Genomic DNA, 25,352 nt, shown 5'->3' on the forward strand with positions numbered 1-25,352 from the left:
ACAACTTCCAGTGGATGCTGAATCTATGGCAAATGGGCTGTTGTGGTGAGCGGGCTTGTCCCGCGCTGGGCTGCGAAGCAGCCCCAATAACAAACACCGCGTAGCATCAGCAAGAACCCGATCACCTGGTTTTAGGGCGGCTTCGCCACCCAGCGCGGGGCAAGCCCGCTCACCACAGTGTTATGTGTAAGCCTTTGAGAGTTGTGTAGATACCTATGCTCATCGGGGGCAAGCCCCTCCCACATTGGGTCTCCAAACATCAGAAAAAATGAAGCTTTCATGACAAAAGTTCGGTAGTCCAAGCCCATCCCCGTCTCTCCTGTGTAACGCGCTCAAGAACACCGCGCAGGTGTTTTCAAAGCCGCCAGCAGGACGCCAGGAGTGGGGCAATGGGATCTATGGAACGTTATTCAAAAGTCGGCATGCAGGAGCTCGACCAGCGCCTGTCAAAGATCGTCGAAGCCGCGCGCAAGAAGCCGGTGTCGGTCTATCGCTACGGCGCACCCTGGGTGTGGATCGTCTCCCAGGACGATTGGCAGGGCGCGTTGAAGGAAGTCTCCAGCTATATCCCCGCCGGCCATTCCCTGGTGTTGCTGCGTCCGCAGATCGACGACGTCCTCGACCGGCACCGCGACTGGCTGGTGGCCGAGCCTTCGATGTTGATCGCGCCGCAGACCGTACTGCAGATCCTGCTGCTGCAACTGCTGTACTCGGTACCCAGCGAGCAGCAACTGCATGAACAGCTGAACTACAACCTGCTGTTCCGCTGGTTCGTCGGCCTGGACCTGAACCAGAAGGTCTGGAGCATCCATGTGCTCACCCGCGACATCGCCACGCTGCTCAACAACCCGCGGGCGGTGCAGCTCATCCAGAAAATCATCGGTGACGTGTTTTGTGGCGCCTTGCTGCACATGCCGGAGTTCTCGCTGAACTTCGCCTTGCTGCACACCTGGCTGGCCCGGCACGGCAACACTTCGATCGCCAGCAATTGAGCCGGCCGGGCGCCGTGCCGGTGGCAGCGGCGATAACCATTAGAACGTCAGGGGGCGGTGTGGAGCATCTGTTCAAATCAACGCTGGTGCTGTGCTGCTTGACGCTGGGGGCCATGGTCCACCCCGCGTTCGCGGAGGACGCAGCACCGGCACGCAAAGTGGACGTCAACGAGTACTTCGTGCGCGGCAATACCGTGCTCGATGCGGCCACTATCGAGGAGGCGGTGTACCCGTTCCTGGGCCCGCAAAAGACCCTCGACGATATCGAAGGCGCCCGTGAGGCGCTGCAGAAGATCTACCAGGCACGCGGTTACCAGTCGGTGTTTGTGGAACTGCCGGAGCAGAAGGTCGATGACGGCATCGTCTACCTGCAAGTCAGCGAAACCAAGGTCGGCCGGGTGCGGGTGGTGGGTGCCAAGCACTACTCGCCGGTGGAAATCCGCGAGCAAGTGCCGGGCCTGGAGGAGGGCGCGGTGCCGGACTTTGCCAGCGTGCAAATCCAGTTGGCCGGGCTCAACCGCAGTGCCGGGCGCCAGGTTACGCCGCTGGTGCGCGAAGGCCAGCGCCCCGGCACCATGGATGTGGATTTGCAGGTGGAAGACCAGAACCCCTGGCACGCCAGTATCGGCCTGAACAACGACTACAGCGCCGACACCGAGAAGCTGCGCTCGGTCGCGACCCTGGGCTATGACAACCTGTGGCAACTGGGCCACAGCATTTCCCTGACGTACTTCACCGCGCCCCAGGACACCGACAACGCCAAGGTCTGGTCGGGCTCCTACAGCGCGCCGCTGGATGAGCGCTGGACCTTGCAGTTTTCCGGTTACCAGTCCGACAGCAACATCGCCACGATCGGTGGCAGCAATGTGCTCGGCAAGGGCCATTCCTATGGGGTGTCGGCGATCTACAACCTGCCAGCCGCCGGCAATTGGGCCAATTCCTTCTCGTTTGGTATCGACTTCAAAGACTTCGACGAGCAGATGAAATTCGGTTCCAGCAGCGACCAGGTGCCGCTCAAGTACGCGCCGTTCACCCTGGGCTACAACGGCTATCGCTACACCGAGCAATCCCAGTTGGGCCTGGGCTTGAACCTGGTGGTGGGCACCCGCGCCTTCTTTGGCTACGGCAGCGACGCCGAAGAATTCGACTACAAACGCTACAAGGCCAGCGCCAGTTTCGCCGTGCTCAAGGGCGACCTGAATTACAGCTACACCTTCGCCAACGACTGGCAGTCGGCGTCCAAGGCCGGTTTCCAATTGGCCTCGGGGCCGCTGGTGTCCAACGAGCAGTACTCGGCCGGCGGCGCCACTTCGGTGCGCGGCTACCTGGCGGCGGAGCGCACCGGGGACGAGGGCTTGCTGCTGTCCCAGGAGCTGCGCACGCCGTCCCTGGCCAAGTTCCTCGGCAGTTATGTGCAGGAGTGGCGCTTCTATGCGTTCGCTGAAGGTGCGCGCCTGCGCCTGCACGACCCGCTGCCCGAGCAAGAAGACGAATACAGCCTGGCCAGTGTCGGCCTGGGCACCCGCGCCAGTTTGAGCAAATGGTTGTCCGGCAGCCTGGATTGGGGCTACCCGCTGCTCGATGGACCGAACACCCAGAAACAGGATTCGCGACTGCACTTCAGTGTGCAGGCGACGTTCTGACTTTTTCTTCCGGAGACTTCACCCATGCAACGCCTATTTCTGAGCCTGTTGATCTGCCTGGGCTTCGCGCTCCCGGCCACCGCCCACGCCTGGTGGCAGGACGATTGGCACTACCGCAAACAGATCTCGGTAGACACCACCGCCCAAGGCGCCGCGATCAACCAGGCCTTGGGTCGCACCGCGCTGCTGGTGCGCCTGCACACCGGCAATTTCACCTTTGACGGGGTCAAGGACGACGGCAGCGATCTGCGCTTTGTGAGTGCCGATGACAAGACCGTGTTCAATCACCAGATCGAGAGCTTTGATCCGTTGATGGGCATGGCGCTGATCTGGGTCGATGTGCCCAAGGTCGAAGGTGGCCAACGCCAGGATTTGTGGATGTACTACGGCAACCAGAAGGCCCCGGCCACTGCTAACGGCCAGCTGGCATTTGACCCCAATTACACCGCGCTCTATCACTTTGACGGCGCCAATGCGACGCCGCCACGGGACACCACCGCCTACGCCAACACCGCGTTGAACGCCACCGGTGCGAGCATCGACGGCGTGATCGGTCGCGCCTTGCAGTTCGGCGGCCAGCCGCTGATGTTGCCGGCCAGCCCATCGCTGCAACATGCCGCAGGTGGTGCGTTTACCTTCAGTGCCTGGTTGCGCCTGGATCAGGCCAGTGGCGAGCAAATCGTCCTGGCCCGCCGCGACGGCGCCCACAGCCTGTTGTTGGGCTTGAATCAGGGTATGCCGTTTGTGGACATCGACGGCCAGCGAGCCGTCTCGACCCAGCCGCTGAACCCCGGCCAATGGCAGCACCTGGCGTTCACCGCCGAGGGTGAAAAAGTCGCGCTGTATGTGAACGGCCGCGAAACCGCCAGCCTTGCCGTGGCCATGCCGGCGTTCAACACGTCGTTGGCGGTGGGCGCCGACCTGCCGGAAGCGGGCAGCACGCACTTGCCGTTCGCCGGGGCCATGGATGAGCTGCGCCTGTCCAAAGTGGCGCGCCCGGCTGCGCTGTTGCTGGCCGATGCCAGTGCCCAGGGCGCCGAGTCGAAACTGGTGGCTTACGGAGTGGATGAAGAACAGTCCGGCATGGGCTTCGGCAGCCTGGGCTTTTTGCTCAACGCCGTGCCGGTGGATGCCTGGGTGATCATCCTGGTGCTGGTGGCGATGATGTTCCAGTCGTGGGTCATCATGCTGCGCAAGAACCGCCAGGTCAGCCGCGTGAGCAGTGCCAACGAGGTGTTTCGCGAGCACTTCGCGCAGATCGGCACACGCTTGGAGATGTACGCCGACGACGCGCCACTGGGTGAGCGCCTGACCCATTCCTCGCTGTGGCGCCTGTACCTGGTGGCGGTCAAGGAGATTCGCACGCGCCGCGCCCAGGGCGCCGATACCTCGTCGGTGTCGGCGGCGACCATCGAAGCGATCCGCTGCTCCATGGATGGCGTGCGCACCCGCGAGAACCAGGCACTCAGTTCCAAACTCTCGACCCTCTCCAACGCCATTGCCGGCGGCCCGTACATCGGCCTGCTCGGCACGGTGCTGGGGATCATGGTGGTGTTCCTCGGCACGGCCATGGCCGGTGACGTCAACATCAACGCGATTGCCCCCGGCATGGCGGCCGCCTTGCTGGCCACGGCCATGGGCCTGTTCGTCGCGATCCCGGCGCTGTTTGGCTACAACCGCCTGATCACGCGCAACAAGGAAGTCAGCGCCGACATGCGCGTGTTTGTCGACGAGTTCATCACCCGCCTGGCGGAGATGCACGGCGAGAGCCAGCACAGTGAAACCGCGCACCGCCGCGAGCATCACGCGTCGGTTCCGGCCTGAGGAGAATTGCCATGGCTTCCGTAAATACCTCCCACGACGATGACGATGATGCGGCCGTCGACAGTATCAACATCACGCCGCTGGTGGACGTGCTGATGGTGGTGCTGGTGATGTTCATCCTCACCGCTACTGCCCAGGTCTCGGGCATCCAGATCCATCTGCCCAAGGCCAGTGCGTCGGTGTCGTTGTCGGAGGCCAAGACCAAGGCCATCTCCGTCAACGACGGCGGCCAGGTGTTCCTCGATGCCTACCCGGTGACCCTCGGCGAATTGGAAGAACGCCTGCGCATCGAGAAAGCGCTGAACCCGGATTTCCCGGTGATCGTGCGCGGCGACGCCATGGTGCAGTACCAGAAGGTGATCGAGGTGCTCGACTTGCTGCGCCGGCTGGAGCTGTCCCAGGTCGGGCTGGTCACCGGCAAACCGAGCCAGGGCTGAGTCATGACCGCACAGATCCCGATCTCGTCGTTGCCGGTCAAGAAAACGCCACCGCTGCGCCCGCTGAAGTGGGGCGCTGGCCTGCTGCTGGCGGCCGTGGCGGCCTGGTTTTTATGGCAGTGGGCCAATGACATGAGTGGCGTACGCCGTGAAGCGCCGAAGGTGCCGACGATTATTCCGTTGCCGCCACCGCCGCCACCGCCCCCGGAAAAGCCCAAGGAACCCGAGCCTCAGGTGGAAGAGAAAGTACCGGAACCGGTGCCCACTCCCGAGCCGGAAGAGGTCAAGCCAGCCGAAGAAGCACCACCGTCACCGGCCGATGATTTGGCCAACCCGATGCAGATCGATGGCGATGCCCAGTCGGGCAACGACGGTTTCAACATCGGTGCAGGCAAGGGCGGCGGCATGGCCGGTTCCGGCGGCGGTGGCCTTGGCGCGGGTACTTACAAGCAGTACCTGGCCGGAGTGTTTCAACGCTTGCTGCGCGAAGACCCGGAGTTACGCAAAAAGGCTTACACGGTGCAGGCGGACTTGTGGCTGAACGCCGAAGGCGAGGTCACCCGTGCGCAGTTGGCCAAGTCCAGCGGCGATGCGGACACCGACGCTCAGGTCCTGGCCGCCTTGCGTGCGCCCCATGCCACACAACGGGTGCCGGCCTCGGTGACGATGCCGGTACGCCTGTCCCTCAAGGGCCGACGCCCGGATTGAACGAATTCTTTTTCAACGGTTTTTTACAGGAGTTGCGTACACATGATTTCCCCCGTGAATCGACTGACCCTGGCGGTTGGCATGGTCATCGCGACCCTGGTCGGCCAGGCGGCGGCAGCCCCGGTTGCCCCTTCGGAAAACGTCACCATCAACCTGATCCGCCTGCTGGTGCAGCAGGGCGTGCTGACCCAGGACACCGCCAACGGCTTGATTGCCCAGGCCGAAAAGGAAGCCTTGCAGGCACGCCAGGCCAATGCGGCGCCGGTGGTTGCCAGCGGCCCGGCTGCAGCGCCGGGCGATGTGCGCGTGCAGTACGTGCCGCAAGCGGTACGTGACCAGATCCGCGACCAGGTGAAGGCTGAAGTCATGGCCACCGCCAAGCAGGAAAACTGGGCGCAACCCAACACCTTCCCGGACTGGGTGTCACGGGTGAGTTTTGATGGCGATATCCGTCTGCGCGACGAGTCGCGGTACTTTTCGGGCAAGAACGACGACACCATCACCGACTACGCCAAGCTCAACGATTCGGGCCCGTATGACGTCAACCCCGGCACCAATACGCGGTTCCCGCCGTTGCTCAACACCCGCGAGGACCGCGAAAACCTGTTCCGCCTGCGCGCCCGCCTGGGCATGAAAGCGGTGATTTCGCCGGAATGGACCGCCGGTATTCGCCTGGGTACCGGTTCGGACAACAACCCGGTGTCCACCACCCAGACCCTGGGCGGTGGGTTCGGCAAGAAAGACATCTGGCTCGACCAGGGTTACCTGAGCTGGAAAGCCTCTGACGCGGTGACACTGACCGGCGGGCGCATCGGCAACCCGTTTTATTCCAGCGACATGATGTATTCCAACGACCTCAACTTCGATGGCGTGGCGGCGATTTTCAATCACAGCCTCAACAGCGAGTGGGGCCTGTTCGGCACCCTTGGCGCGTTCCCGGTCGAGTACACCTCCGACACTGCCAGCAGCAACGGTGTGGACAAGCAAGACAGCGACACCAAATGGTTGTTTGGCGGGCAGATTGGTGCGGACTGGAAGATCAACCGCAGCAACAAACTCAAGCTTGCCGCTGCCTACTACCAGTTCCAGGACATCGAAGGCGAGCGTTCCAGCCCTTGCAAACCGTGGCAAGGTCAGCCCGGCTGCGACACAGACGGCTCGCGCGTGGCCTTCATGCAAAAGGGCAACAGCGTGTTCAACCTGCGCAACATTACGCCCAACCCGGCCACCCCTGGCCTCACGCCGGAGCCGCAATACGTCGGCCTGGCCTCCAAATTCAACGTGCTGGACCTCAACGCCGTCTGGGACAGCGAGTTGCCCAGTGACTTGAAGCTGCGCAGCCAGGGCAACTTCATCCACAACCTGGCCTACGACAAGGGCGAAATGCTCAAGCGCAGCGAAGGCCAGATCGTCAACAACCTCAACAGCGACGGCCAGTTTGAAAGTGGCGGCAATGCCTTGATGGTCTCGTTCACCCTGGGCAGCGCGCTGGAGATGCGCAAGCGTGGCGACTGGAACGTGCTGGCCGGCTACAAGTACATCCAGCCTGACGCCTTGCCTGACGGCTTCAATGACTCCTCGTTTCACCTGGGCGGCACCAACGCCAAGGGTTACTTCATTGGCGCCAACTACGGCATCGAAAAGAACATCTACGCCAGCGCACGTTGGTTGAGCGCGTCCGAAGTGTATGGCCAGCCGTTTGAAGTGGATGTGATGCAACTGGAACTCAACACGCGCTTTTGATGCGCACGGAGATGCCACATGAACACGCGAATCTGCGGGCTGCTGTTGTTGTTTGTCGCCAGCGGCGCTTGCGCCGAAGGCATGGAGGAGCGTCTGCGTACCCAACTGCGCAGCACCACCCAGCAATTGCAGGCGTTGCAAAGCGAGCAGGCCCAGGCCAGTGCCGCACGCATCGCTGCTGAAACCCAGGCCAGGCAGGCCCAGGCACAGATCAAGCAACTGACCGCCGAGCTGGAAAAGGCCCGTGGCGTGGCCGAGCAACTGGCCGGCCAGCAACAAAACCTGCACAGCCAGGCGCAAGCCCAGGTGAATGCGAGCAACGAGCAGATCGGCAAGTTCAAGAAGGCCTATGACGAGTTGCTGGTGCTGGCCAAGGGCAAGGAGGCCGAGCGCGCCCGTTTGCAGGCGCAATTGGGCGAGCGTGACACACAAGTGCAGCAATGTTCAGTCAAGAATCAACAGATGTACGGCGTGGCCCAGCAGTTGCTCACCGCCTACGAAAAAATCGATGTGGCCCAGGTGATGAGTATCCGCCAGCCTTTCGCCAGCAGCACGCGGGTCAAGTTCGAAGAACTGGCCCAGGGTTTTGGCGACGATTTGTACAAGAGCCGTTTTGATGCGCCCCAGGCGGGCGTCACCCACTGATCGACAAGGAAGAACAGACCATGAGCGAATTGATCACCAGCGTTAGCGTCCAGAGCCTCACCGAGCTGTTGCAGGAAGCCGGTTACCGGGTCAACCAGAGCGAGCAAAATGGCATCGTGCAGTTGCTCAGCGCCAGCCAGGGCATCGGTTTTGCCGTGCGCTTCGGCAACCCGACGGCCGAACAGGGCAGCTATGTGGACTTCACGTACAGCTGCGCGTTGCGGGTCCAGGGCGAGTTGCCTGAAGGCCTGGCCCAGGTGTGGAACGCCTCGCGCCGCTTTGCGCGGTTGTCGGTGCAGGGTGAATTCCTGTTGATGGAAATGGACGTGGTGGTGGCCGGCGTCGGCGCCACGCACCTGCGCAGTCAGTTGGAACTGTGGGACCGTCTGTTGCAGGAATTCATTGTTTATCTGCGTGAGTACAGCCAGCACGCGGCGCAGTTGCAGGCCGCAGCGGTTGGGGAAGAGGCGCCTGTCCTGTGAAAAAGCCGACACTGATGGTCGGCGCGGGTGCGCTGGCCGTGCTGGTGGTGGCTGTGGCGTTGAGCCTGCGACCCGGTAGCGACCCGGTGGCGGCGCAACAACCGGCGCCGGTGATCAACCCGGCGTCAACCGGGCCGGCGGTGGCGCGCCTGGGTAACCAGCAGATCGACCTGGCGGAACTGAAAAACGTGCTCGCCAGCCTGCCAGCCGAATCCCGTGAGCAATTGCGCGGCAATCGCGGCGCCCTGGAAACCTGGATCCGCTCGCGCCTGGCGCAAAAAGCCGTGCTCGAACAGGCCGACGCCCAGGGCTGGCGCCAGCGCCCGGAGGTGGAGCAACAGACCCGCGCCGCCACCGAGCAAATCGTGTTTCGCGACTACATGCTGTCGGTCAGCCAAGTCCCGGCCGATTACCCCAGCGCTGCCGAGTTGCAACAGGCCTACGACAGCGGCAAGGCGCAATGGGTGACGCCGCCGTTGTACCGGGTGAGCCAGATTTTCCTCGCGGTAAACGAGCCGCAAGCCCTCGACGCCGTGCGCCGTCAGGCCCAGGAGTTGAGCCGTAAGGCCCAGGCCGCACCGGGAGATTTCGCAGCCTTGGCCACGCAGTTTTCCCAGGACCCGGACAGCGCCGCGCGCGGAGGTGATTCGGGGATGCAGCCGTTGCAGCAACTGGTGCCGCAAGTGCGCGAGGCGGTGTCGCGACTCAAGGTCGGTGCGGTGTCGGACGTGGTGCAGAGCCCGGCGGGGTTCCATGTGCTCAAGTTGATCGGCCAACAACCGGCGCGTACGGCAACCCTTGATGAATTGCGTGAACGCTTGACCCAGGCCTTGCGTGCCCAGCGTCAGGAGCAGATCGCCAAGGCCTACCTGGAGGGCATGCTCAACACCGCGACCTTGAGCATCGACGGTACCGAGCTGAACAAAGTGTTGGAGTAACGCGCGTCAACCCGCATTGGATGCATAGACCAACAAGACAGGGAGTCTCCTATGGCATTACTGGAACCGTCCAACCTTCAGGGCCCTGCCGCCTATCGCGCAGTGGCCGAGCCGCGCAGCCATTGGCTGGCCCTGGCCCATGAAATCGACCCGCAGGTGGCGCGCTACTTTCTGGTAAGTGCGCGCTGCGGTTGCTTCATGCAGGCCGCGCGCAGCCTGAATATCAAGGCGACGCTGCTGCGCAAGCGCCTGGCGCAGCTGGAAGCACACCTGTGCCATTCGTTGTTCAGCTATCAGGGCAACGGCCTGGTTCTGAGTCGCGACGGCCAGCAATTACAAGCGCAACTGATCGCCCTGGCCCATGAGCGGCGCCTGCCGGTGGTGGAACAGCCGCTGATCCGCGTGGCGGTGGCCGAGCCGATCCTGCATGACATCCTCGGCCGCGACCTGATCGCCTTGCTGCGCCGCAACGCCAGCGTGCGCCTGGAAATCATCTCCATCGACAGCCAATTGTCCCTGCAAGCGGTGGACGTGGATGTGGTGGTGTGGCTGGCGGACAGCGACAGCCCGGTGCCCGGCCCGGGCTTTGTCACCGAACCGCCAAGGGCCCTGGCGCGCCTGCACTATTTGCCGCACATCGCCAAGCGCTACTCGCGGCTGACCACGCGCCCGGACAGCGTGGAAGACCTGGCTGACTACATGCTGGTGCAATGGCAACCCGACGCCCAGGTCGACGTCTTGCAGCCATGGAACCAGGTGGTGGAGCAGCGCCTGGCCGCCGTGGTGCAGGTGCATGCCTATTCATTGATGCTGGAGATGATCCGCTGCGGTGCGTGTATCGGTTTGCTGCCGCACTACATGAGCAGCTTCGACCGCGGGCTGGTGGCGTTACCGGGTTTGTTGGCCGAAAGCATGCAGCGCCAGGTGTGGCTGGCGGTGAATGCCCAGGTGAGCCACCCCGAGGCGGTGCAGATGATTGTGGCGTTGATCGTCAGCACGTTCGAGGGGCGGCGGGAGTGGTTTGATTAGCGTTGCGTCGCAGCGACAACTGGGCCAGGCTTGCTGGCCTTACCTCGTTGGAGCGATCTGCGTGCAGGCCACCCGTTTAACCCTTATCTGCCATGCGGCCACTGCGTATCAAAAACACGCGCGTTTTGCCGATGACGAGCCGGTGACCATGGACTGGCAAGGCGCGGCGTTGTCCCTGGCCGGTCTTTACAGGAAAAGCCCACGCCTGCTGTGCGGGCCTGAAGCCCGAGCCCTGCAGACGGCGGGGTTGTTCGGCGCTGATCCGGTGGTCGAAGCGGCCCTGCGTGATGCTGATTTGGGTCGTTGGAAAGGCCTGGACATCACGCAAGTGAAGCCCGATGAACTGAGTGCATGGCTCACCGACAGCACCTGCGCGCCCCACGGCGGTGAATCGGTCGATCAGCTCTGCACGCGGGTGGCACGGTGGATGCAATCCCTCGAAAGCCAGCCGGGTCATGTCGTGGCCGTCACTCACCCGTTTGTGATCCGCGCCGCGCTGTTGCAGGTCATGCAATGTCCGGTGTCGATGTTCTACCAGATCGACGTCGAACCGCTGTCCGCCACCGAGCTGCGCTTCAACACGGTGTGGCGCCTGCGCCTGGAAACTCACGCCCAGGCGCGGGATCATGGCAAAATCCACGCCCCGCAATGAGAGCAACCCATGAAACGCATCCTGATCATCGGCATTGGCGCCGGCAACCCTGACTACATCACGATGCAGGCCGTGAAGGCGCTGAACCGCACCGACGTGTTTTTCCTGATGGACAAGGGCCAGAGCAAAGACAAGCTGATCGACCTGCGCCGCGAAATCTGCGAGACCTATATCACCGAGCCCGGCTACCGGTTTGTCGAGGCCGACTGCCCCGAGCGTGTACGCGGTGAAATCGACTACACCACAGCGGTGCAGGACCTCAACCGTGACAAGCAGGCCACCTTCGAGCGCATGATCAATGAGGAAATGGCTGACGGTGAAGTCGGCGCGTTCCTGGCCTGGGGCGACCCGGCGTTGTACGACAGCACCATTCGTATCCTGCAGGCGATTCTGGCCAGCGGCCGTTGCGCGTTCGAATTCGAAGTGATCCCCGGCATCACCAGCGTGCAGGCCCTGGCGGCCCAGCATAAGGTGGCGTTGAACCGCATCGGCAAGTCCGTTGAAATCACCACGGGACGCCGGTTGGCGGCGGGGCAGGCCAGCGATGCCGACACCTTGGTGGTCATGCTGGATGCCGAAGATTCCTACCGCTCGGTGGCAGATCAGGATCTGGATATTTACTGGGGCGCCTACCTGGGCACGCCCGATGAAATCCTGATCAGCGGCAAAGTCAGCGACGTGGCTGAAGAGATCGAACGGGTGCGCAAGGCCGCGCGTCTGGCCAATGGCTGGATCATGGACACGTATTTACTGCGCAAACCTTGAGGTAACGTCCCATGCTTAAACTGTTCGCCCTCGTGCTTGCCCTGGTGGCCAGTGTCGCTCAGGCCGATGCGGAACTGCACACCGATTTGCCGCTGTCGTACCTGGAGCAGACCCAGGGCGATGCACGCAACCAGCCCCTGGTGATCTTTTTGCACGGGTTTGGCAGTGACGAGCAAGACCTGTTTGGCATCAAGGACGCGTTGCCGTCCACCTGGACCTACCTGTCGGTGCGGGCGCCGATGCCGGTGCAGCCCAGCGGGTTTCGCTGGTTTACCAAGACACCGGGTAACGGTGATTACGATGGTGTGACGGCCGATTTGCAGAGCAGCGCTGCGCTGATCAACGACTTTGTGGCCAAGGCCACCGCCAAGTACCACACCCGACCTGATCGGGTGTTCCTGGTGGGTTTCAGCCAGGGCGCGATCATGTCCTACGAGGTGGCGTTACGTGATCCCACGTTGGTGCGCGGTATTGCGGCGTTGAGCGGTAGCCTGCTGCCCGTGCTCAAGGCAGAACTGAAGCCGGATGAGCGATTGGGCGGGCTGGCGATTTTTATTGGCCACGGTACCCTTGACCAGGCACTGCCCTATGCGTCGGCGACGCGGGCGAACGAGGTATTGGTGGGGCTGGGGTTGAAGCCGGAGTTTCATGGTTATGCGGGGATGAACCACACGGTCAGCGAGGCGGAAGTGCAGGACTTGAAGGCCTGGCTGGAAACGAATTTGAAGTGAGCGCGCTGAATAAAGGTGGGAGGCGGCTTGATACCGTGACGGTCTGGCAGATGACCAAGCCTCGTTGGGTGTACTCAGTTCAAATGTGGGAGGAGGCTTGCCTCCGATGGCGGTTTGTCGGTGTACATAGGCTATCGGGGGCAAGCCCCCTCCCACCTTGATTGGTGTTATCAGGACTATGGGTTACTTGCCGCCAGTGATCTGCTTCACCAGTTCAGCATGTCCTTTTGCATCATCCGCCCGTGAGATCGCCTGGATCACCAGCAGGTGATTGCCCGAACCGCCCAGGAACGTGGAGTTCAAGGTTTTGCCGCCGCCCTGGGTGGCGGTGCTGTCCACCTGGCGCAGGCCGATGCCCTTTAAGGTCAGTTTCTTCTCACTTTGCTTCTTGAAGTCGGGGAGGACGGTGCTCTGGTCCTTGACGAAACCGGCCACTGCGCCGTCGAGGAACTGCGGGTCGTTGTCTTTGATGGTTACGCCGTCGTTACGCACGGTTTCGGCGACGATCACCACACTTTTCGTGGTCTGGTTGGCGTACATCGTGCCCTGGGTGTCGGCAGTGCCATCCTCGGCCTTGCCCGCCGGCAGGGTGTCGGCGGTGTAGGCCTTGGGCAGGCTGAAGGTGAACTTGCCGCCCAGGGTGGAGATGGTCTGCGTGGTCGGCTTCGCAGCGGCGAATACGCTGCCGGCGGTAAGCGCAAGGGCCAGCAGGGCGGCGGTCTTGGTGAAAGTGGCCATGAAACGCTCCAGGGATGAACGAAATTGCGGAACATTCTGTCAGAAAATTCTCAATATCGTTCATCTCCATCCTCACGCCTTGTCGGACTCTTCCTCAAGTCTGTCCATCTCAAACAGCCGCGCCAACTCTGTACGGGCTTCCTGGGCGGTTTGCATCACTTTGGCGGCGTCGTCGTATACCGCGTGCTGGGCGGCGAGGACTTGCAGGTCGTGGTTCTTGAACCGGGTGATGCGCGCATCGGCCTGGGCCTGGCTCAGGCCCAGGCCGACCAGGGTGCGGCGGCTCATTTCCAGGCTGGAATAGAAGGTTTCGCGAACCGGCGAGGCGTCGAGGTCCACCAGGCGATGTACGTGCTGGCGGTTACGTGCGCGGGCGATGATTTTCATGTGCGGGTAGAGGCTGCGCACCAGCTCGGCGGTCTTGATGTTGATCTCCGGGTCATCCATGGCGATCACAAAGAACTCCGCCTGGTCGACCTTGGCCGCGTGCAGGATCTCGGGGCGTTGCGGGTCGCCATAGAACACCGGCATGCCGCCGAAGCTGCGGGTCAGTTCGATGGTTTCCACCGAGGTGTCGAGGGCGATGAACGAGATGTTCTGGGCGCGCAGGATCCGCGCCACGATCTGGCCCATACGGCCCATGCCGGCGATCACTACGCGCGGCGCATCGCTTTCGATGGCGCGGTATTCCTCGGGCACTTCCACCGGCTTGAGCTTGGGCTTGAACAGCTTCGGGCACACCAGCAACAACAGCGGTGTTACCGCCATGGACAGGGTGATGGTCAGCACCAGGATGTCGTACAGGTGGGGTTCGAACAGGCCCTGGTCGCGGCCGATCTTGAACACCACGAAGGCGAATTCACCGCCGGCGGCCAGTACTACGCCCAGGCGCAGGGCGCTTTCGCGATTAAGGTCGCCCACCAGCCGGGCCACGGCGTAGAGCAGCGGCAGCTTGAGGCCGATCAGCAGCAGGGTCAGGCCAATCACCACCAGGGGCGAACTGACCAACAGGCTGAGGTTGGCGCCCATGCCCACGCTGATAAAGAACAGCCCCAGCAGCAGGCCCTTGAACGGTTCGATCTGGGATTCCAGTTCGTGGCGGTATTCGGAGTCCGCCAGCAGCAGACCGGCGAGGAAGGCGCCGAGAGCCATGGACACGCCCACCAGCTCCATCAGCCAGGCCGTACCGATCACCACCAGCAACGCGGTGGCGGTGGACACTTCGCGCAGGCCGGTCTTGGCAACGATGCGAAATACCGGCCGCAGCAGGTAGCGCCCGCCGATGATCACCACGGCGATGCTGCCGAGGATCTGCAAAACGTGCTGCAGGCCCTGGGCTTCGGTGGTCGGGTGATCACTGCCGGCCAGCAACGGCACCATGGCAATCAGCGGGATGGCCGCGATGTCCTGGAACAGCAGGATGGCAAACGCCAGGCGCCCGTGGGGCTGGTTCAGCTCCTTACGCTCGGCCAGGCTTTGCAGGCCAAACGCGGTGGACGACAGCGCCAGGCCCAGGCCCAGCACGATGGCGCTGTTCCAGGCCTGCCCAAATACCCAGAGCGCCACCGCGCCCATCACCATTCCGGTCAGCAGCACCTGGGCCAGGCCAACGCCAAATACCGATTTGCGCATCACCCATAAGCGCTTGGGCGACAGTTCCAGGCCGATGATGAACAGCAGCAACACCACCCCCAACTCCGAAAACTGCGCCACGCTCTGCGGGTTGCCTATCAGGCCCAGCACCGACGGGCCGATGATCACACCGGCAAACAGATAGCCCAACACCGCGCCCAACTGCAGGCGCTTGGCCAGGGGCACGGTCAGCACCGCCGCGAGGAGGAACACCACGGCTGCTTGTAACAGGTTGCCTTCATGGGGCATTGCGAACTCCAGGATATTCAAAACCATTCAACAGGCGGGTATTAGAGCGCTTTTTACATTTTGAAAATTGTGTTTTTGCGGTGAATGTCAATGAACGTGGGCTGAAAATCTCATTCACAGGAAGCGAGAAAAGTTCCAACCGCATTCAAATCATGAGTTTCGGAAGGGCGGATGTTCTTTCTTCTTAGAAGGTCTGCTGTCATATCTGCCAAATATTTCATCCGCGGCAGCTGATGAGTACTCGACTAGTGGCAATTTGCAATGTGTTAGAAAGTCAATTTTTAATCGCACTAGGATAGACAATCCTACAGTTGCCGTGGAAAATGCTAATTCGAGATCAGATTTTTCTGATACGCGATAGTAGCGCTTTGTGGGCATGGCCAATTTGACGTTTACGGCGAAAAATAGCTCGAAAGTATTCTCATTTTTTGTGAGGCGCTAAATTTTATTGCTGTCGGAGCTGATACTTAGATTTAGGGGGTTTGCGAAACGTGACCGTAGACAGGATTTCAAAGGGTTTAGACTCCAATTTTTTGCCAATGGATGGTGTGGACTTGGCTGCTAGTGCTTCTGTTGCCGTATTAATGTGCACACGAGATGGTGAGCGCTTTATTGAAGAGCAAATAGCTTCAATTTCTCGTCAGACCCATCAGAATTTTAAGATCTATGTTTCTGATGATGGCTCAAGTGATTCTACGCGAACTATTGTCGCAGCCCATGTCGAGCGTTTGGGATATGAGTGTATTGAGCTGACTGACGGTCCCGTAGAAGGGTTTGCCAGGAACTTTTTATCTGTTAGTTGTCGCGCCAATGTAAAAGCCGACTATTATGCTTGGTGTGATCAGGACGATATTTGGAATGAAAATAAACTCCAGATAGCGGTAGATCGACTTGCCAGTGGTGATAGTTCTGTGCCGGCGCTCTATTGTTCTCGCACAGAACTAATTGATGAGTATGGCCAAAGTATAGGGCTTTCCTCCTTTTTTTCAAAGCCAGCAACATTTCAGAACGCACTCGTTCAAAATATTGCAGGTGGAAATACAATGGTTTTCAATCAGGCACTGATGGATCTGATCCGTGAGGCCGGTGATAGTGTGCCCGTGGCGTCTCACGACTGGTGGGCATACATGATTGTCAGCGGCTGTAATGGTCGAATTTACTATGATGCAACGCCCACGGTACGTTATCGCCAGCACAGCTTGAATTGCATTGGTACAAATCGTGGATTTCGCAATAATAGTAAGCGTGCAAAGGAGCTGTGGCGTGGACGTTATCAGCGTTGGATTGATAACAATATTGTTTCGTTGCAGGCAATCAGTCATCGGTTTACAGAGGACAACAGAAATACTCTTGAGCGTTTTTCTGAGGCAAGGAAGAATAGGTTTTTTGGACGTGTTTTGGGTTTTATAGGCTCGGGAGTATATCGTCAGACGCTGATGGGGAATCTCGGTTTGGTAGTCGCGGTAATTATGCGTCGTGTATAGGGACAGGCGGCGCGAGCCTGCTGGCAAGCGCCTGATGTATATATGCTAGAAAATGAAGTCACTAGGCGTGAGTTCCTCTTTCTTCATATTGAGCAGTAAGATTGAGTCATCTGCGTTCAGCGTGATAAGCAGGTCATCACCCACCTCTGCGGACGCATCCAGTACGTCTTCGAAGGTGGCTAAAATGCCCGCAAGGTCGATTTTATCTTGCTCACCCACACTGCCTGAAAAGTCTCCAATGATAGTTTCTCCGCCGCCGCTGCCTTTCCAGAAAATGAAAGTATCAGCGCCCGGGCCACCCCAAAGAATATCGTTACCGTCACCGCCATCAAGGACATCATCCCCAGGGCCGCCAAACAGTACGTCGTTTCCGTCATCGCCGTAGAGATAGTCATTACCCTCCATGCCTTCAATACGATCGTTGCCACTTCCACCAGCCAGTAAGTTGTCGTGGTCGTCGCCGAGGATGATGTCGTCGTATGAGGAGCCTTGGGCGCCACGAATGTTGATCAGGCGGTCGTTGCCACCGCCACCGGACGCTCGTCCTGCCATCAGGTCAATAAATACGGGGCTATCGGGTTTGCTCGGGTCGATCGGGGACCAATAATCGACCATGTTCCGCTCACCAATTCCGATGATGATATCGTCGCCATTGGTAGGGTTTGGCCTAGGAAGAAAGGCAGGGTTGGAGTGGCGATGCAGAGGAGAAAGATAGGTAAGGTAAGGAGGCTCCACCGTTTCGATCTGGCCCGGTGTTGCCCGCCCAGGCTTCAACTCAAGGGTTTGTTCATCTGATGTATTGCCTCCTAGATCTACGACTCTTATTCTCTCTTGATTTTCAGGAAGGTAATAAGGAATAAATGCATTGGTAACCCGGTTGCCAGAGAAAGAGCCCGATTCAGATCGTTTGAAAGTTATGCCCTGTTTAAAGTTGTTTATTGTGTTGTTGCTGATGACAATATCTTGGACGCCATCACCGCCTACCCATATGCCGTATGTTGACCTCGATCTGTTTTGCCAGGCGGGAGAGCTGCTGCTTATTTCAAACTCTCGATTGGCTATTCTGTTATTGTCCACGACGCTGCCTTCACCATATCGGGAGAGTGAAATCCCTACGCCCTCACCTATATCCTGAATTCCTTGACCTCTTACTTCCATAATGCTGTTATTTTGAATGAGGATTTCTTTGCCATAAGTTTCGATTCCCATGGCGTATGCATTCTCAATGGTAGTGTCTCCGCCAATGTCTGAAATCACATTGTCAGAAATTACTGAGTTTTCGCCCTCAACCCGTATTCCCCTGAATGTGCTAAAGCGAACATCCATATTATTGACTGAATGATTGCGCCCTTTCAGCGTTGAAGAATCGGTGGCGAGATCGGAAAATCCGGAAAGATAAACGCCGTACTGAAAACCGCGAATCAAGCCGTTTTTTATAGTTATGTTACTTTGGCCGAAGGAAAATATACCAAATCCGATATTGTCACTTGCAGTTGGGCCATTGATTGTATTTTGATTGAGGTCGATGATGACGTTGCTGGCGAGAATTTCAATGCCGTTACGATCACTTTGCAGCGATCGTTCCAGCTTATAGTTTCCTGGCTTACTGATAGTGTAGGGGACGCTTTCAATGAGGGTAGTGACGTTGTTTTTTTCTTCGTGTTGGGCAATCACTAGCGTTGGGAAAGCGAAAGCGGTCATTATCGTAATAAATACGAAGGGAACATTTTTTATATTGAGACGGAGCATTATTCAGTTCTTAAAGATGTTGGGGGGAAGTGCAGGTTGGGCATGTTTGGTTTTTTTTAATATTTGTTCGTTTGCCAGAGTCATATATTTTTTATGGTGGGGGCGAAAGAAAGAGTCAATATTTTCTGCAGTGAGTGCATGAATCAGACGGGGAGCATTCAGTAAGCTCAACAGCGCTGATGCGGACGACACGGAAATGATGCCGCACGATTCGAGTACTTGACTTAGGAACTCAATAGGCAAGCAATCCAGGCGGTCAGGAAGCTTTTCTGCTTTATAGTCGTCAAGACGCCGTAATAACTGCGTGACGAATGCAGCAGGCGTTCCCGCATGCCTTTTAATGTAAATTGTCCCACCCGGTACTATGTGCTTTCTGCAGATCTGGACATACAATTCGAGTTCATCCGACTCGACTGTCAGTTTACTGCTCGTGAAATTGCTGAGGATGAGCACCCAAGCGAGTTCCGTTTCCGACCTGGCGCCGATTTCCTGTTCAAGCCGTAGTGCAGGCGTGAAAAACCGCTTCAGCGTAGTGAGAGTCTGTACGAGAATCTCGCTAGGTATGACGGTGTGGTGAGGGTGGGGAAGGGACCGGTCCAGATCATCAAAATCGATCACGGTCAACGCCGTCTCCGCTGCAATCCATTGCGCTGCGATGTTCACGCGGGTGAACCAAAAAAAATTCTTTAGCCCGCGAAGGCTGAAATCAAAGGTCGGGGCAGGGGGCTTTGTAGGCGGATAGAGAAATCCCGGTGAGTCGCCATAACAAATATTTCGTTTTGCCGATAGAGCCTGCATGAATACCTGCGCAGTATGTTCCGAGCTAGCATCGTGCGCGTAATAGAACGCTGCACATTCTCCAGGAACAATGTTCAAATAATCCCTGAGCCACGCTGAGCGTTTTGACAATTTTTGGTACGCTGATAATGGCCCTTTACGCTCTTTTAGTGATGGCAGCATTGCGGTGATGAACGGAAAACCTTTGAGTGCGGCATCAAAGAATTGCCTGCTTTGCGAGTTTGGCGAGTGGTCTGTTACTTGATAGGACCACATCACAAGAGTGGCCGGGCTTTCTATTGCAAGGTTCCTGGCTTCTCTATCGAATCGAAGCGCGCAGAGAGCATGTAAAAGTTGATGTGGAGACGAGATCAAAATCACGTCTTGCCCCTGGAAGACTGGGGAAAGGGTGTGCGTATTGTCAACGACCACTGACTATCGCACCGGACGGTTTACGGGCGTATCAACGTCCCAGGATAGGTGAGGCCGCACCATGCAGTTGGGCCATGCGTTGGGCCAGTTCCCGCGAACCCCGGTCGGCTCACTGTCATCGGCAACCGTAAAGCTGATAACGGCCTGTTTGATGATGCGGTGATCGATTTCAGCGCCAGGCCAAAGGTCGACATCGACACGATAGTCCCCAACATTGAGCAACGGCGACTTCACAGTGCAGCGCTCGATATGTTGGCCCACCGCCCGCACTTCAGTGCCGGTGTACAAATTGTCCATGCTCACCAATACATAATGACCCGCCAGGTCTTTCAGATGAAGATGGACATTGATCGGCCATTTCGCCTCAAGCACTGTGAACTTGACCTCGATAACAAACTCTTCCTTCACATCAAATTCCGGGCTCGGTTTGCCGTTTTGATCAAGCACCATAATCGAGTCGAGTCTTACGCAGTCGTCGAACATCGGTGCGCTGGCCTCTGCCCAAGTGACTGCCGGTGTTAGCTGAATGCCTGAGCGTATATACGAGCGGGTGATGTCTGAAACGCTTTGGGTGGAAAGTAGTTTGTCCTCGACGCTTTTTGGCAGTTCGATCTTGCTGTCGTTGATGATCCGCCCGTGAGCCATATGTACGGCTCTATTGCAAATGCGGTTGACGGCATCCATGTCGTGGCTGACGAACAGCAGTGTGCGTCCCTGGTCCGCAACTTGAAGCATTTTTTCGGTGCAGCGTCTCTGGAACGCGGCATCACCTACGGCCAAAACTTCATCGACGATAAGGATCTCGGATTCGAGGTGGGCTGCCACCGAAAAAGCGAGGCGCACATACATGCCTGAGGAATAGCGTTTCACTGGCGTGTCGATCAGTTCGCCGAGTTCCGAGAATTCGATGATTTCCTCGATGCGGCGACTGATTTCCTGAGGCTTCATGCCCATGATCGAGCCGTTGAGGTAGATGTTTTCGCGGCCGCTTAGATCGCCGTGAAACCCTGTGCCGATTTCCAGCAGGCTGATCAGGCGCCCACGGAAACGAAATCCACCATGCGAGGGTGAAGTGATTCTGGATAAGATTTTCAGCAGTGTACTTTTGCCACAGCCGTTGGGACCGATAATCCCGACTCGATCGCCTTGTTTTATCTCCAGGTCCACATCCTTTAGAGACCAGAAGTGGTTGGCGGGCGCATCTTGGGTCTGCATGGCGTCAAGAATAGTGTGCGATTCGTGAGTGGTTTCCACAGGTTTCGCGCTTTTCGACTTTTGCAGCGGGTTAATCACTCGGCCGAGCATCCACCGGATGCGCATATTGATCATTTCGGCAGCTGTAACGTTCGACTTGCCAATCCGGTAAAGTTTGGAAATGTTCTCGCAACGAATTGCCCATGTCATAGGGTATCTACCACATTTTTATCGAAGTGCTGGAATATAAACACGCCAACCGAGAAGCAAGTCACCGCAATGGCAATGAGCGTAAGCAGGGTGGATTGCGCGGGCCAGTGCCCGTGCATGGCGTCACGGTAGCCGGTAATCACCAGAGAGAGCGGATTGACCGCATACCAGGGTTTTGCCCACGGAGGGACGGCCGAGACCGGGTAAATAGCAGGAGTTGAGTAATAAAAAAGTTGTAATGCCAGCGGGACCAAGTGTTTTACGTCACGATACTTGGCATTCAAAGGGGCGAGCATCAGGCCTATGCCGAGGCCCGTCATGAGTGTACAGGCGAGTAGCAACGGCATGATGAGTAGCAATTGAATCGTCCAGACGTCATAGATAATGGCGAAAGGCGTGATCAGTAACGTGTAGGCGATCAGGAAGTCAACTGCCGCGCCTACAGCGTACGCACCGCCAATGAGCAGGCGAGGGAAGTAGACCTTGGTGATCAGGCCGGCGTTGCCTTCGATCATCTGAACCGAGGGATTGAGGACGTTCATGAAGGCGTACCAGGGTATGACCGCCACTAGGTAAAACATAATGGTGGGTAGACCATCAGTCGGCACCTTCACCATGATGCCAAACACGATAACGAATACGCCAACGGTAATGAGCGGGGTCAGAACGACCCAGCCCAATCCGAATATCGTCTGTGTATAACGTCCCTTAAGATCACGCTTGCAGAATACCCACAACAGTAATCGAAAGTCCCATAGGGTTTTGATCAGTCCGCGCAAGTCGAAACGGCGGGAATTATTGACAACCGTTTCCTTGAGATGCGGGCGGATTTTTTCTTCGGTACTCATTAGGGTCAGGTTCTGCTTGGGGGGGGGGAGAGAGGCTGAGCACCGGTCAGTTCGTCGAACAGCTCGATAATTCTCGCCATCGATTTACCGTCATGCAGGCCCCATTCATGAGCGCATTCAACTTGGTTGGCTCGCGCCTCGGCATATGCTTCCTTATTGTCAGTCAATTGCTCCAGGGTCGATTGGAAGACGCTGTAGCGGTTGGTGGTGACAAGGCCTTTCGCGTTATCGAAGTCGGTGTAGCCGTAGTCGTAGCAGTCATAGTTGATGGCTGGAATTCCACACGCTGTCGCCCAGCGCAGAGTTGACGACACGCATGCGACAAACAGATCGCATGCCGGAACGAGTTCAAGTGTGTCTATATCGGTGACCCGATGATGCAGGCGATAAGGTCTGAGGACTTCACTCAAAAGCTCGGGATCGGTAACGGGGTGTGGGCGAATTATCACATTGAAGTCAGTAAAGCGGCTGACACTCGCCAGGGCTTTAGCCCAAGCTTTGCAGAGTGCTTTGTAGTCCTTGAACTCCATTGGAATGCTGCGTGAACCGTATTGGTCTGTCGGCCAGGCGCAGACGAGCAAAGGCTTTGTAGGGTCGAGGCGCAGTCTTCGGAAAATTCGCTCTCGGGCGGTTTGCGACTCTCTTGCAGCATGCATGACATCGTCGTATGCCGCCCCTGTCAAGCGCAATTGCTGCTCTGGGAAGCGCATGCGGCGATAGTAACGCTCCATTTCCGGGCTCTCGACGGCTATGCAAGTGACGTTGCTATTGTTGGGGATCCAGGGGTGTTCCGGCGCGAAACCGAAGGCTTCCAGTAAAAATATGCGCTGGCCGGGCAGACGAAGGAGCTTCTTCGAGGCGTAGTAGTTAACCCAGTGTGGAAACAGAAACGCTGCAAGTTTGTTAAGGATATTTCTGTCTGCTTCGTACATCGGTTTGTCGGAGAGGCTTTCAACCATTTCCTTGGCCGTGCCTACGGCGAACGGGACGATCAGTGTTGGGACGTTATCTTTGTTGCAGATCTTCGTCAGCAAGGTATTTACCGACCCCGGGAATTCCTGGCCGAAAACCACCATCGAAGGCTTGAGGGCGTTATACAGCTGGCGTGCGTAATTAAACGGTTGGAAATTTTTGCTGTTGGCTTTTTCCGCACGCTTTTGCTTGGAGCGGGTGGCGAAGTCATGCAGCTTGAAAAAGGGGCTGAGTACTGTTGTCAGAATCAGGCCGGCCCATGTGAATGCTCGACCTTTGGGGATACCCTTTTGCACCAAGGAGTGAGGGATATAACCATTTTCAAGCTCCTTAGCGATATTTTCATACTTTATCGACAGTAGAGAACGCTTCAACGGACGCCCGGGATAGTAGGCACCGAAGCCGTTCATGCGGCAAAACGCACGATCAGGCTTGAGGTTGATATAGCCCGCTTGAACGAAAAGGAAGCTGACGTCGTAACCAGCCTTCTTGGCAGCTAGCGCTACACGGCGAAGCTCGACGAACTCCCCGGCTTCGTTTACGACAAAAAGCACATTTTTGCCGGGGAGTGGAGAGCCCAATTTCATTCCTCACCTTTTGTTGCGTGCATCGTCCTGACATCTCCGTCGCTAAGCTAATGAAGTCGTTATGTGGTTGAAAAAATAGAGCGGGAGTTCTTCGTCAAAAATTGCGGCGTGCGGGCCTTTAAATGTTCCTTTCGCTCTTTTGCACAATCTCGTTATGCCGACGAAGTCGGATCACTCATGGTGCCCGCCCTCAACACTTTTTTGCTAGGCTGCTATCTACTTAGCGTCCTTGATCGCTGCTGCGGCACGCAATTTTGCGCTCGTTGCCTTTTGGGCTGCGTCTTTCGCAACTTGTGACTGTGGGGCTGCGGCCGAGGCAGCCGAGGCAAGTTGTACGTAGGCGTTAAGCCTTAGCATTGCTGACTCCGGCGAGGACTTTATTTCAGACAGCGCCTTTTCGGAAGCTTGCATTGCAGCGACGGCAACGGTTTCCGGAGACTTCGCGGCCAGTTGTGCAGCACCCTCGGGAGAAGACAGAGAAAGTTCAAGCGCCTGATTTTCAAGGGTTACTGCGGGGGCGGCTTTGGCTGGCCTGCCGAGAGCCTGTGCTTGTTTGTCGGAGGTTTGATCGCATCCGGCAATGCTGCCGACGGTGGCGGTCAGAAGGGTCAGAAGCAAAAGCATTTTTTTCATGGAAAATTCACTGTACTGTTTGGCGTTAGTTTGCAGGCTGCCTGTCGGTTTTTTGCGCAGACCATTCATGTTGTGCTCGTTCGAATTCTTCGATGCGACCAATATCGAGCCAGTACTCACGCAGGGGAAATGCCGCAGTGGCCCTGTTGGCCGCGATCAAGTCCTCGAACATGGTGGGCATATCATAAAAAGTGCTCTCGGGAATCTGGTCGAGCACGGAGGGTGAAATGGCATAGATTCCAGCATTGACATAAAAGCTGTGTATCGGTTTTTCATCAATGCCGGTAATGGCTGTGCCATCGACCTTTACCACCCCGTAGGGCACCTGAAAGTCATACTCGCGTACCGTCATTGTGGCTTCGGCATTGTGGTCTTCATGAAACTGCAGCAAGTCGTCGAAGCGCGCATGAGTCAACAGATCACCATTCATTACCAGAATAGGATGCTCTGGGCGTTTGGACAGCAGCGATAGGGCGCCTGCTGTGCCTAGCCGTTTGTTTTCTTCAAGATAGCGTATTCGCACACCCCATTTGCTGCCATCTCCAAAGTGGTTACGCACCACCTCGGCAAGGTAGTTGACGGAGAGAAAGAAATTGCGGAAACCTTGCTCAATGAAACTCTCCAGAATGCACTCCAAAATGGGCTTTCCGGCAATCATCAGCATCGGTTTTGGGCAGTGCTCGGTCAGAGGGCGTAGCCGCTGTCCCAAGCCTCCAGCCATCAATATCACCCAGTTGGGTCGCTCAAGTATTCCCGTCAGGGCATCAAGTGTGGCTAAACCTACCACACGCTGTTCGTCATCCAGCAATGGCAGATGATGCAGAACGCCTCGGCGCATCAGGTTCAATTGCTCACTACTCGACGATGCAGCGTGGGCAGTCTGTGGCGCGTTATTCATCACCTCGGCAACAGGCGTCTCCAGGTGGACTTCCTTAAGAATTGCCCGGCGCACGTCACCGTCGCTGAGTAGCCCAACCAGCTTTTCGTCATCATCCAGCACCAATGCCATTTGCATTCCACAGGCGTCGATGCGAACAATCGCCTCACGTAACGGGGTGTTCGGCGAGACTACGGTATCTCTCCAATCCTTCACTTTTCGACTTCCTAATCTGACTGGAGTACCTCGGAGCAGAGCGTCCCTGTCTACTGTATCTACATCGCTCCGAATCTTTTGAGTGGCCGATCTGTAGCGCAGTCGCAGCTGTCGAACAGGGGCGAAGTAAGCGTACACGAGAGGTCCGGTAAGTCAATAAGAGTG

At 57.8% G+C, this 25,352-nt stretch carries 23 protein-coding genes; 14 read left to right on the forward strand and 9 right to left on the reverse strand.

The window, feature by feature from the left end:
• Window positions 1-398: 398 nt before the first annotated feature.
• The 13 genes from EJD88_RS13545 to EJD88_RS13605 all read left to right on the forward strand — a co-directional run bounded on the left by EJD88_RS13545 (window position 399) and on the right by EJD88_RS13605 (window position 12,589).
• On the forward strand, window positions 399-992 hold the full coding sequence (locus tag EJD88_RS13545; protein WP_158878243.1) for a transposase: 594 nt from the start codon (window positions 399-401) through the stop codon (window positions 990-992).
• Window positions 993-1,051: 59 nt separating this feature from the next.
• Window positions 1,052-2,635: a ShlB/FhaC/HecB family hemolysin secretion/activation protein gene (locus EJD88_RS13550; protein WP_158878211.1), complete on the forward strand. Its 1,584-nt coding sequence runs from the start codon at window positions 1,052-1,054 to the stop codon at window positions 2,633-2,635.
• Window positions 2,636-2,659: 24 nt separating this feature from the next.
• Window positions 2,660-4,459 carry a DUF2341 domain-containing protein gene (locus EJD88_RS13555; RefSeq protein ID WP_099584174.1) on the forward strand — a complete coding sequence of 600 codons (1,800 nt, stop codon included), beginning with the start codon at window positions 2,660-2,662 and terminating at the stop codon, window positions 4,457-4,459.
• Window positions 4,460-4,470: 11 nt separating this feature from the next.
• On the forward strand, window positions 4,471-4,896 hold the full coding sequence (locus EJD88_RS13560; RefSeq protein ID WP_016980095.1) for a biopolymer transporter ExbD: 426 nt from the start codon (window positions 4,471-4,473) through the stop codon (window positions 4,894-4,896).
• A gap of 3 nt (window positions 4,897-4,899) precedes the next feature.
• Window positions 4,900-5,604, forward strand: a complete 705-nt coding sequence (locus EJD88_RS13565; protein WP_112194824.1) for an energy transducer TonB — start codon at window positions 4,900-4,902, stop codon at window positions 5,602-5,604.
• Between the two features lie 42 nt (window positions 5,605-5,646).
• Entirely contained in the window at window positions 5,647-7,347 is a 1,701-nt protein-coding gene (locus EJD88_RS13570) for a putative porin (RefSeq protein WP_158878212.1), read from the forward strand.
• Between the two features lie 18 nt (window positions 7,348-7,365).
• Entirely contained in the window at window positions 7,366-7,992 is a 627-nt protein-coding gene (locus EJD88_RS13575; RefSeq protein ID WP_099584177.1) for a DNA repair protein, read from the forward strand.
• 20 nt (window positions 7,993-8,012) lie between these two features.
• The gene (locus tag EJD88_RS13580; RefSeq protein WP_099584178.1) at window positions 8,013-8,474 is read left to right on the forward strand and encodes a YbjN domain-containing protein; all 462 of its coding nucleotides are present in this window, start codon (window positions 8,013-8,015) and stop codon (window positions 8,472-8,474) included.
• A complete protein-coding gene (locus tag EJD88_RS13585) occupies window positions 8,471-9,412 on the forward strand; it encodes a peptidylprolyl isomerase (RefSeq protein WP_158878213.1) in 942 nt (313 codons plus the stop codon). The genes EJD88_RS13580 and EJD88_RS13585 overlap by 4 nt, the downstream gene beginning before the upstream one ends.
• A 51-nt stretch (window positions 9,413-9,463) precedes the next feature.
• The gene (locus EJD88_RS13590; RefSeq protein WP_099584180.1) at window positions 9,464-10,441 is read left to right on the forward strand and encodes a LysR family transcriptional regulator; all 978 of its coding nucleotides are present in this window, start codon (window positions 9,464-9,466) and stop codon (window positions 10,439-10,441) included.
• 61 nt (window positions 10,442-10,502) lie between these two features.
• Complete coding sequence (locus tag EJD88_RS13595; RefSeq protein ID WP_158878214.1) at window positions 10,503-11,093, forward strand: histidine phosphatase family protein; 591 nt, start codon at window positions 10,503-10,505, stop codon at window positions 11,091-11,093.
• Window positions 11,094-11,102: 9 nt separating this feature from the next.
• A complete protein-coding gene (gene cobF / locus EJD88_RS13600) occupies window positions 11,103-11,858 on the forward strand; it encodes a precorrin-6A synthase (deacetylating) (RefSeq protein WP_158878215.1) in 756 nt (251 codons plus the stop codon).
• 11 nt (window positions 11,859-11,869) lie between these two features.
• Window positions 11,870-12,589 (forward strand): alpha/beta hydrolase, encoded by a 720-nt coding sequence (locus EJD88_RS13605; RefSeq protein WP_158878216.1) that lies wholly within the window; start codon window positions 11,870-11,872, stop codon window positions 12,587-12,589.
• A 183-nt stretch (window positions 12,590-12,772) separates the two neighbouring features.
• Here the strand turns inward: EJD88_RS13605 and EJD88_RS13610 are convergent, their stop codons facing one another.
• Both EJD88_RS13610 and EJD88_RS13615 read right to left on the reverse strand, forming a co-directional pair.
• Window positions 12,773-13,327, reverse strand: a complete 555-nt coding sequence (locus EJD88_RS13610) for a hypothetical protein (protein WP_158878217.1) — start codon at window positions 13,325-13,327, stop codon at window positions 12,773-12,775.
• Window positions 13,328-13,399: 72 nt separating this feature from the next.
• Window positions 13,400-15,208: a monovalent cation:proton antiporter-2 (CPA2) family protein gene (locus EJD88_RS13615; protein ID WP_158878218.1), complete on the reverse strand. Its 1,809-nt coding sequence runs from the start codon at window positions 15,206-15,208 to the stop codon at window positions 13,400-13,402.
• A 491-nt stretch (window positions 15,209-15,699) separates the two neighbouring features.
• On the opposite strand from EJD88_RS13615, the gene EJD88_RS13620 reads away from it, so the two are divergent.
• Window positions 15,700-16,692 (forward strand): glycosyltransferase family 2 protein, encoded by a 993-nt coding sequence (locus tag EJD88_RS13620; RefSeq protein ID WP_256674399.1) that lies wholly within the window; start codon window positions 15,700-15,702, stop codon window positions 16,690-16,692.
• A 45-nt stretch (window positions 16,693-16,737) separates the two neighbouring features.
• Here the strand turns inward: EJD88_RS13620 and EJD88_RS27380 are convergent, their stop codons facing one another.
• From EJD88_RS27380 to EJD88_RS13655, 7 genes are all read right to left on the reverse strand, one after another.
• On the reverse strand, window positions 16,738-18,441 hold the full coding sequence (locus tag EJD88_RS27380) for a hypothetical protein (RefSeq protein ID WP_158878219.1): 1,704 nt from the start codon (window positions 18,439-18,441) through the stop codon (window positions 16,738-16,740).
• Window positions 18,442-18,444: 3 nt separating this feature from the next.
• Window positions 18,445-19,599, reverse strand: coding sequence for a hypothetical protein (locus EJD88_RS13630; protein WP_158878220.1), 1,155 nt, complete (start codon window positions 19,597-19,599; stop codon window positions 18,445-18,447).
• A gap of 54 nt (window positions 19,600-19,653) precedes the next feature.
• Window positions 19,654-21,054 (reverse strand): ABC transporter ATP-binding protein, encoded by a 1,401-nt coding sequence (locus EJD88_RS13635; RefSeq protein ID WP_099584190.1) that lies wholly within the window; start codon window positions 21,052-21,054, stop codon window positions 19,654-19,656.
• A complete protein-coding gene (locus EJD88_RS13640; protein ID WP_099584191.1) occupies window positions 21,051-21,902 on the reverse strand; it encodes an ABC transporter permease in 852 nt (283 codons plus the stop codon). The genes EJD88_RS13635 and EJD88_RS13640 overlap by 4 nt, the downstream gene beginning before the upstream one ends.
• A 5-nt stretch (window positions 21,903-21,907) precedes the next feature.
• Complete coding sequence (locus EJD88_RS13645) at window positions 21,908-23,461, reverse strand: hypothetical protein (protein ID WP_158878221.1); 1,554 nt, start codon at window positions 23,459-23,461, stop codon at window positions 21,908-21,910.
• A 216-nt stretch (window positions 23,462-23,677) separates the two neighbouring features.
• Window positions 23,678-24,163: a hypothetical protein gene (locus tag EJD88_RS13650; protein ID WP_143522413.1), complete on the reverse strand. Its 486-nt coding sequence runs from the start codon at window positions 24,161-24,163 to the stop codon at window positions 23,678-23,680.
• Window positions 24,120-25,187 carry a nucleotidyltransferase family protein gene (locus tag EJD88_RS13655; RefSeq protein WP_099584194.1) on the reverse strand — a complete coding sequence of 356 codons (1,068 nt, stop codon included), beginning with the start codon at window positions 25,185-25,187 and terminating at the stop codon, window positions 24,120-24,122. The genes EJD88_RS13650 and EJD88_RS13655 overlap by 44 nt, the downstream gene beginning before the upstream one ends.
• Window positions 25,188-25,352 lie beyond the last annotated feature (165 nt).

Source organism: Pseudomonas sp. PB105 (assembly GCF_009764655.1).
Taxonomy (GTDB): domain Bacteria; phylum Pseudomonadota; class Gammaproteobacteria; order Pseudomonadales; family Pseudomonadaceae; genus Aquipseudomonas; species Aquipseudomonas cyclaminis.

Excerpts from the sequence above, each read along its gene's own strand:
- EJD88_RS13565 (WP_112194824.1), top strand. The coding sequence starts at position 4,900 with ATGACCGCACAGATCCCGATCTCGTCGTTGCCGGTCAAGAAAACGCCA.
- EJD88_RS13555 (WP_099584174.1), top strand. The coding sequence starts at position 2,660 with ATGCAACGCCTATTTCTGAGCCTGTTGATCTGCCTGGGCTTCGCGCTC.
- EJD88_RS13575 (WP_099584177.1), top strand. The coding sequence starts at position 7,366 with ATGAACACGCGAATCTGCGGGCTGCTGTTGTTGTTTGTCGCCAGCGGC.
- EJD88_RS13635 (WP_099584190.1), bottom strand. The coding sequence starts at position 21,054 with ATGACATGGGCAATTCGTTGCGAGAACATTTCCAAACTTTACCGGATT.
- EJD88_RS13650 (WP_143522413.1), bottom strand. The coding sequence starts at position 24,163 with ATGAATGGTCTGCGCAAAAAACCGACAGGCAGCCTGCAAACTAACGCC.
- EJD88_RS13640 (WP_099584191.1), bottom strand. The coding sequence starts at position 21,902 with ATGAGTACCGAAGAAAAAATCCGCCCGCATCTCAAGGAAACGGTTGTC.
- EJD88_RS13645 (WP_158878221.1), bottom strand. The coding sequence starts at position 23,461 with ATGAAATTGGGCTCTCCACTCCCCGGCAAAAATGTGCTTTTTGTCGTA.
- EJD88_RS13545 (WP_158878243.1), top strand. The coding sequence starts at position 399 with ATGGAACGTTATTCAAAAGTCGGCATGCAGGAGCTCGACCAGCGCCTG.
- EJD88_RS13560 (WP_016980095.1), top strand. The coding sequence starts at position 4,471 with ATGGCTTCCGTAAATACCTCCCACGACGATGACGATGATGCGGCCGTC.
- EJD88_RS13615 (WP_158878218.1), bottom strand. The coding sequence starts at position 15,208 with ATGCCCCATGAAGGCAACCTGTTACAAGCAGCCGTGGTGTTCCTCCTC.
- cobF (WP_158878215.1), top strand. The coding sequence starts at position 11,103 with ATGAAACGCATCCTGATCATCGGCATTGGCGCCGGCAACCCTGACTAC.
- EJD88_RS13580 (WP_099584178.1), top strand. The coding sequence starts at position 8,013 with ATGAGCGAATTGATCACCAGCGTTAGCGTCCAGAGCCTCACCGAGCTG.
- EJD88_RS27380 (WP_158878219.1), bottom strand. The coding sequence starts at position 18,441 with ATGCTCCGTCTCAATATAAAAAATGTTCCCTTCGTATTTATTACGATA.
- EJD88_RS13590 (WP_099584180.1), top strand. The coding sequence starts at position 9,464 with ATGGCATTACTGGAACCGTCCAACCTTCAGGGCCCTGCCGCCTATCGC.
- EJD88_RS13605 (WP_158878216.1), top strand. The coding sequence starts at position 11,870 with ATGCTTAAACTGTTCGCCCTCGTGCTTGCCCTGGTGGCCAGTGTCGCT.
- EJD88_RS13610 (WP_158878217.1), bottom strand. The coding sequence starts at position 13,327 with ATGGCCACTTTCACCAAGACCGCCGCCCTGCTGGCCCTTGCGCTTACC.
- EJD88_RS13570 (WP_158878212.1), top strand. The coding sequence starts at position 5,647 with ATGATTTCCCCCGTGAATCGACTGACCCTGGCGGTTGGCATGGTCATC.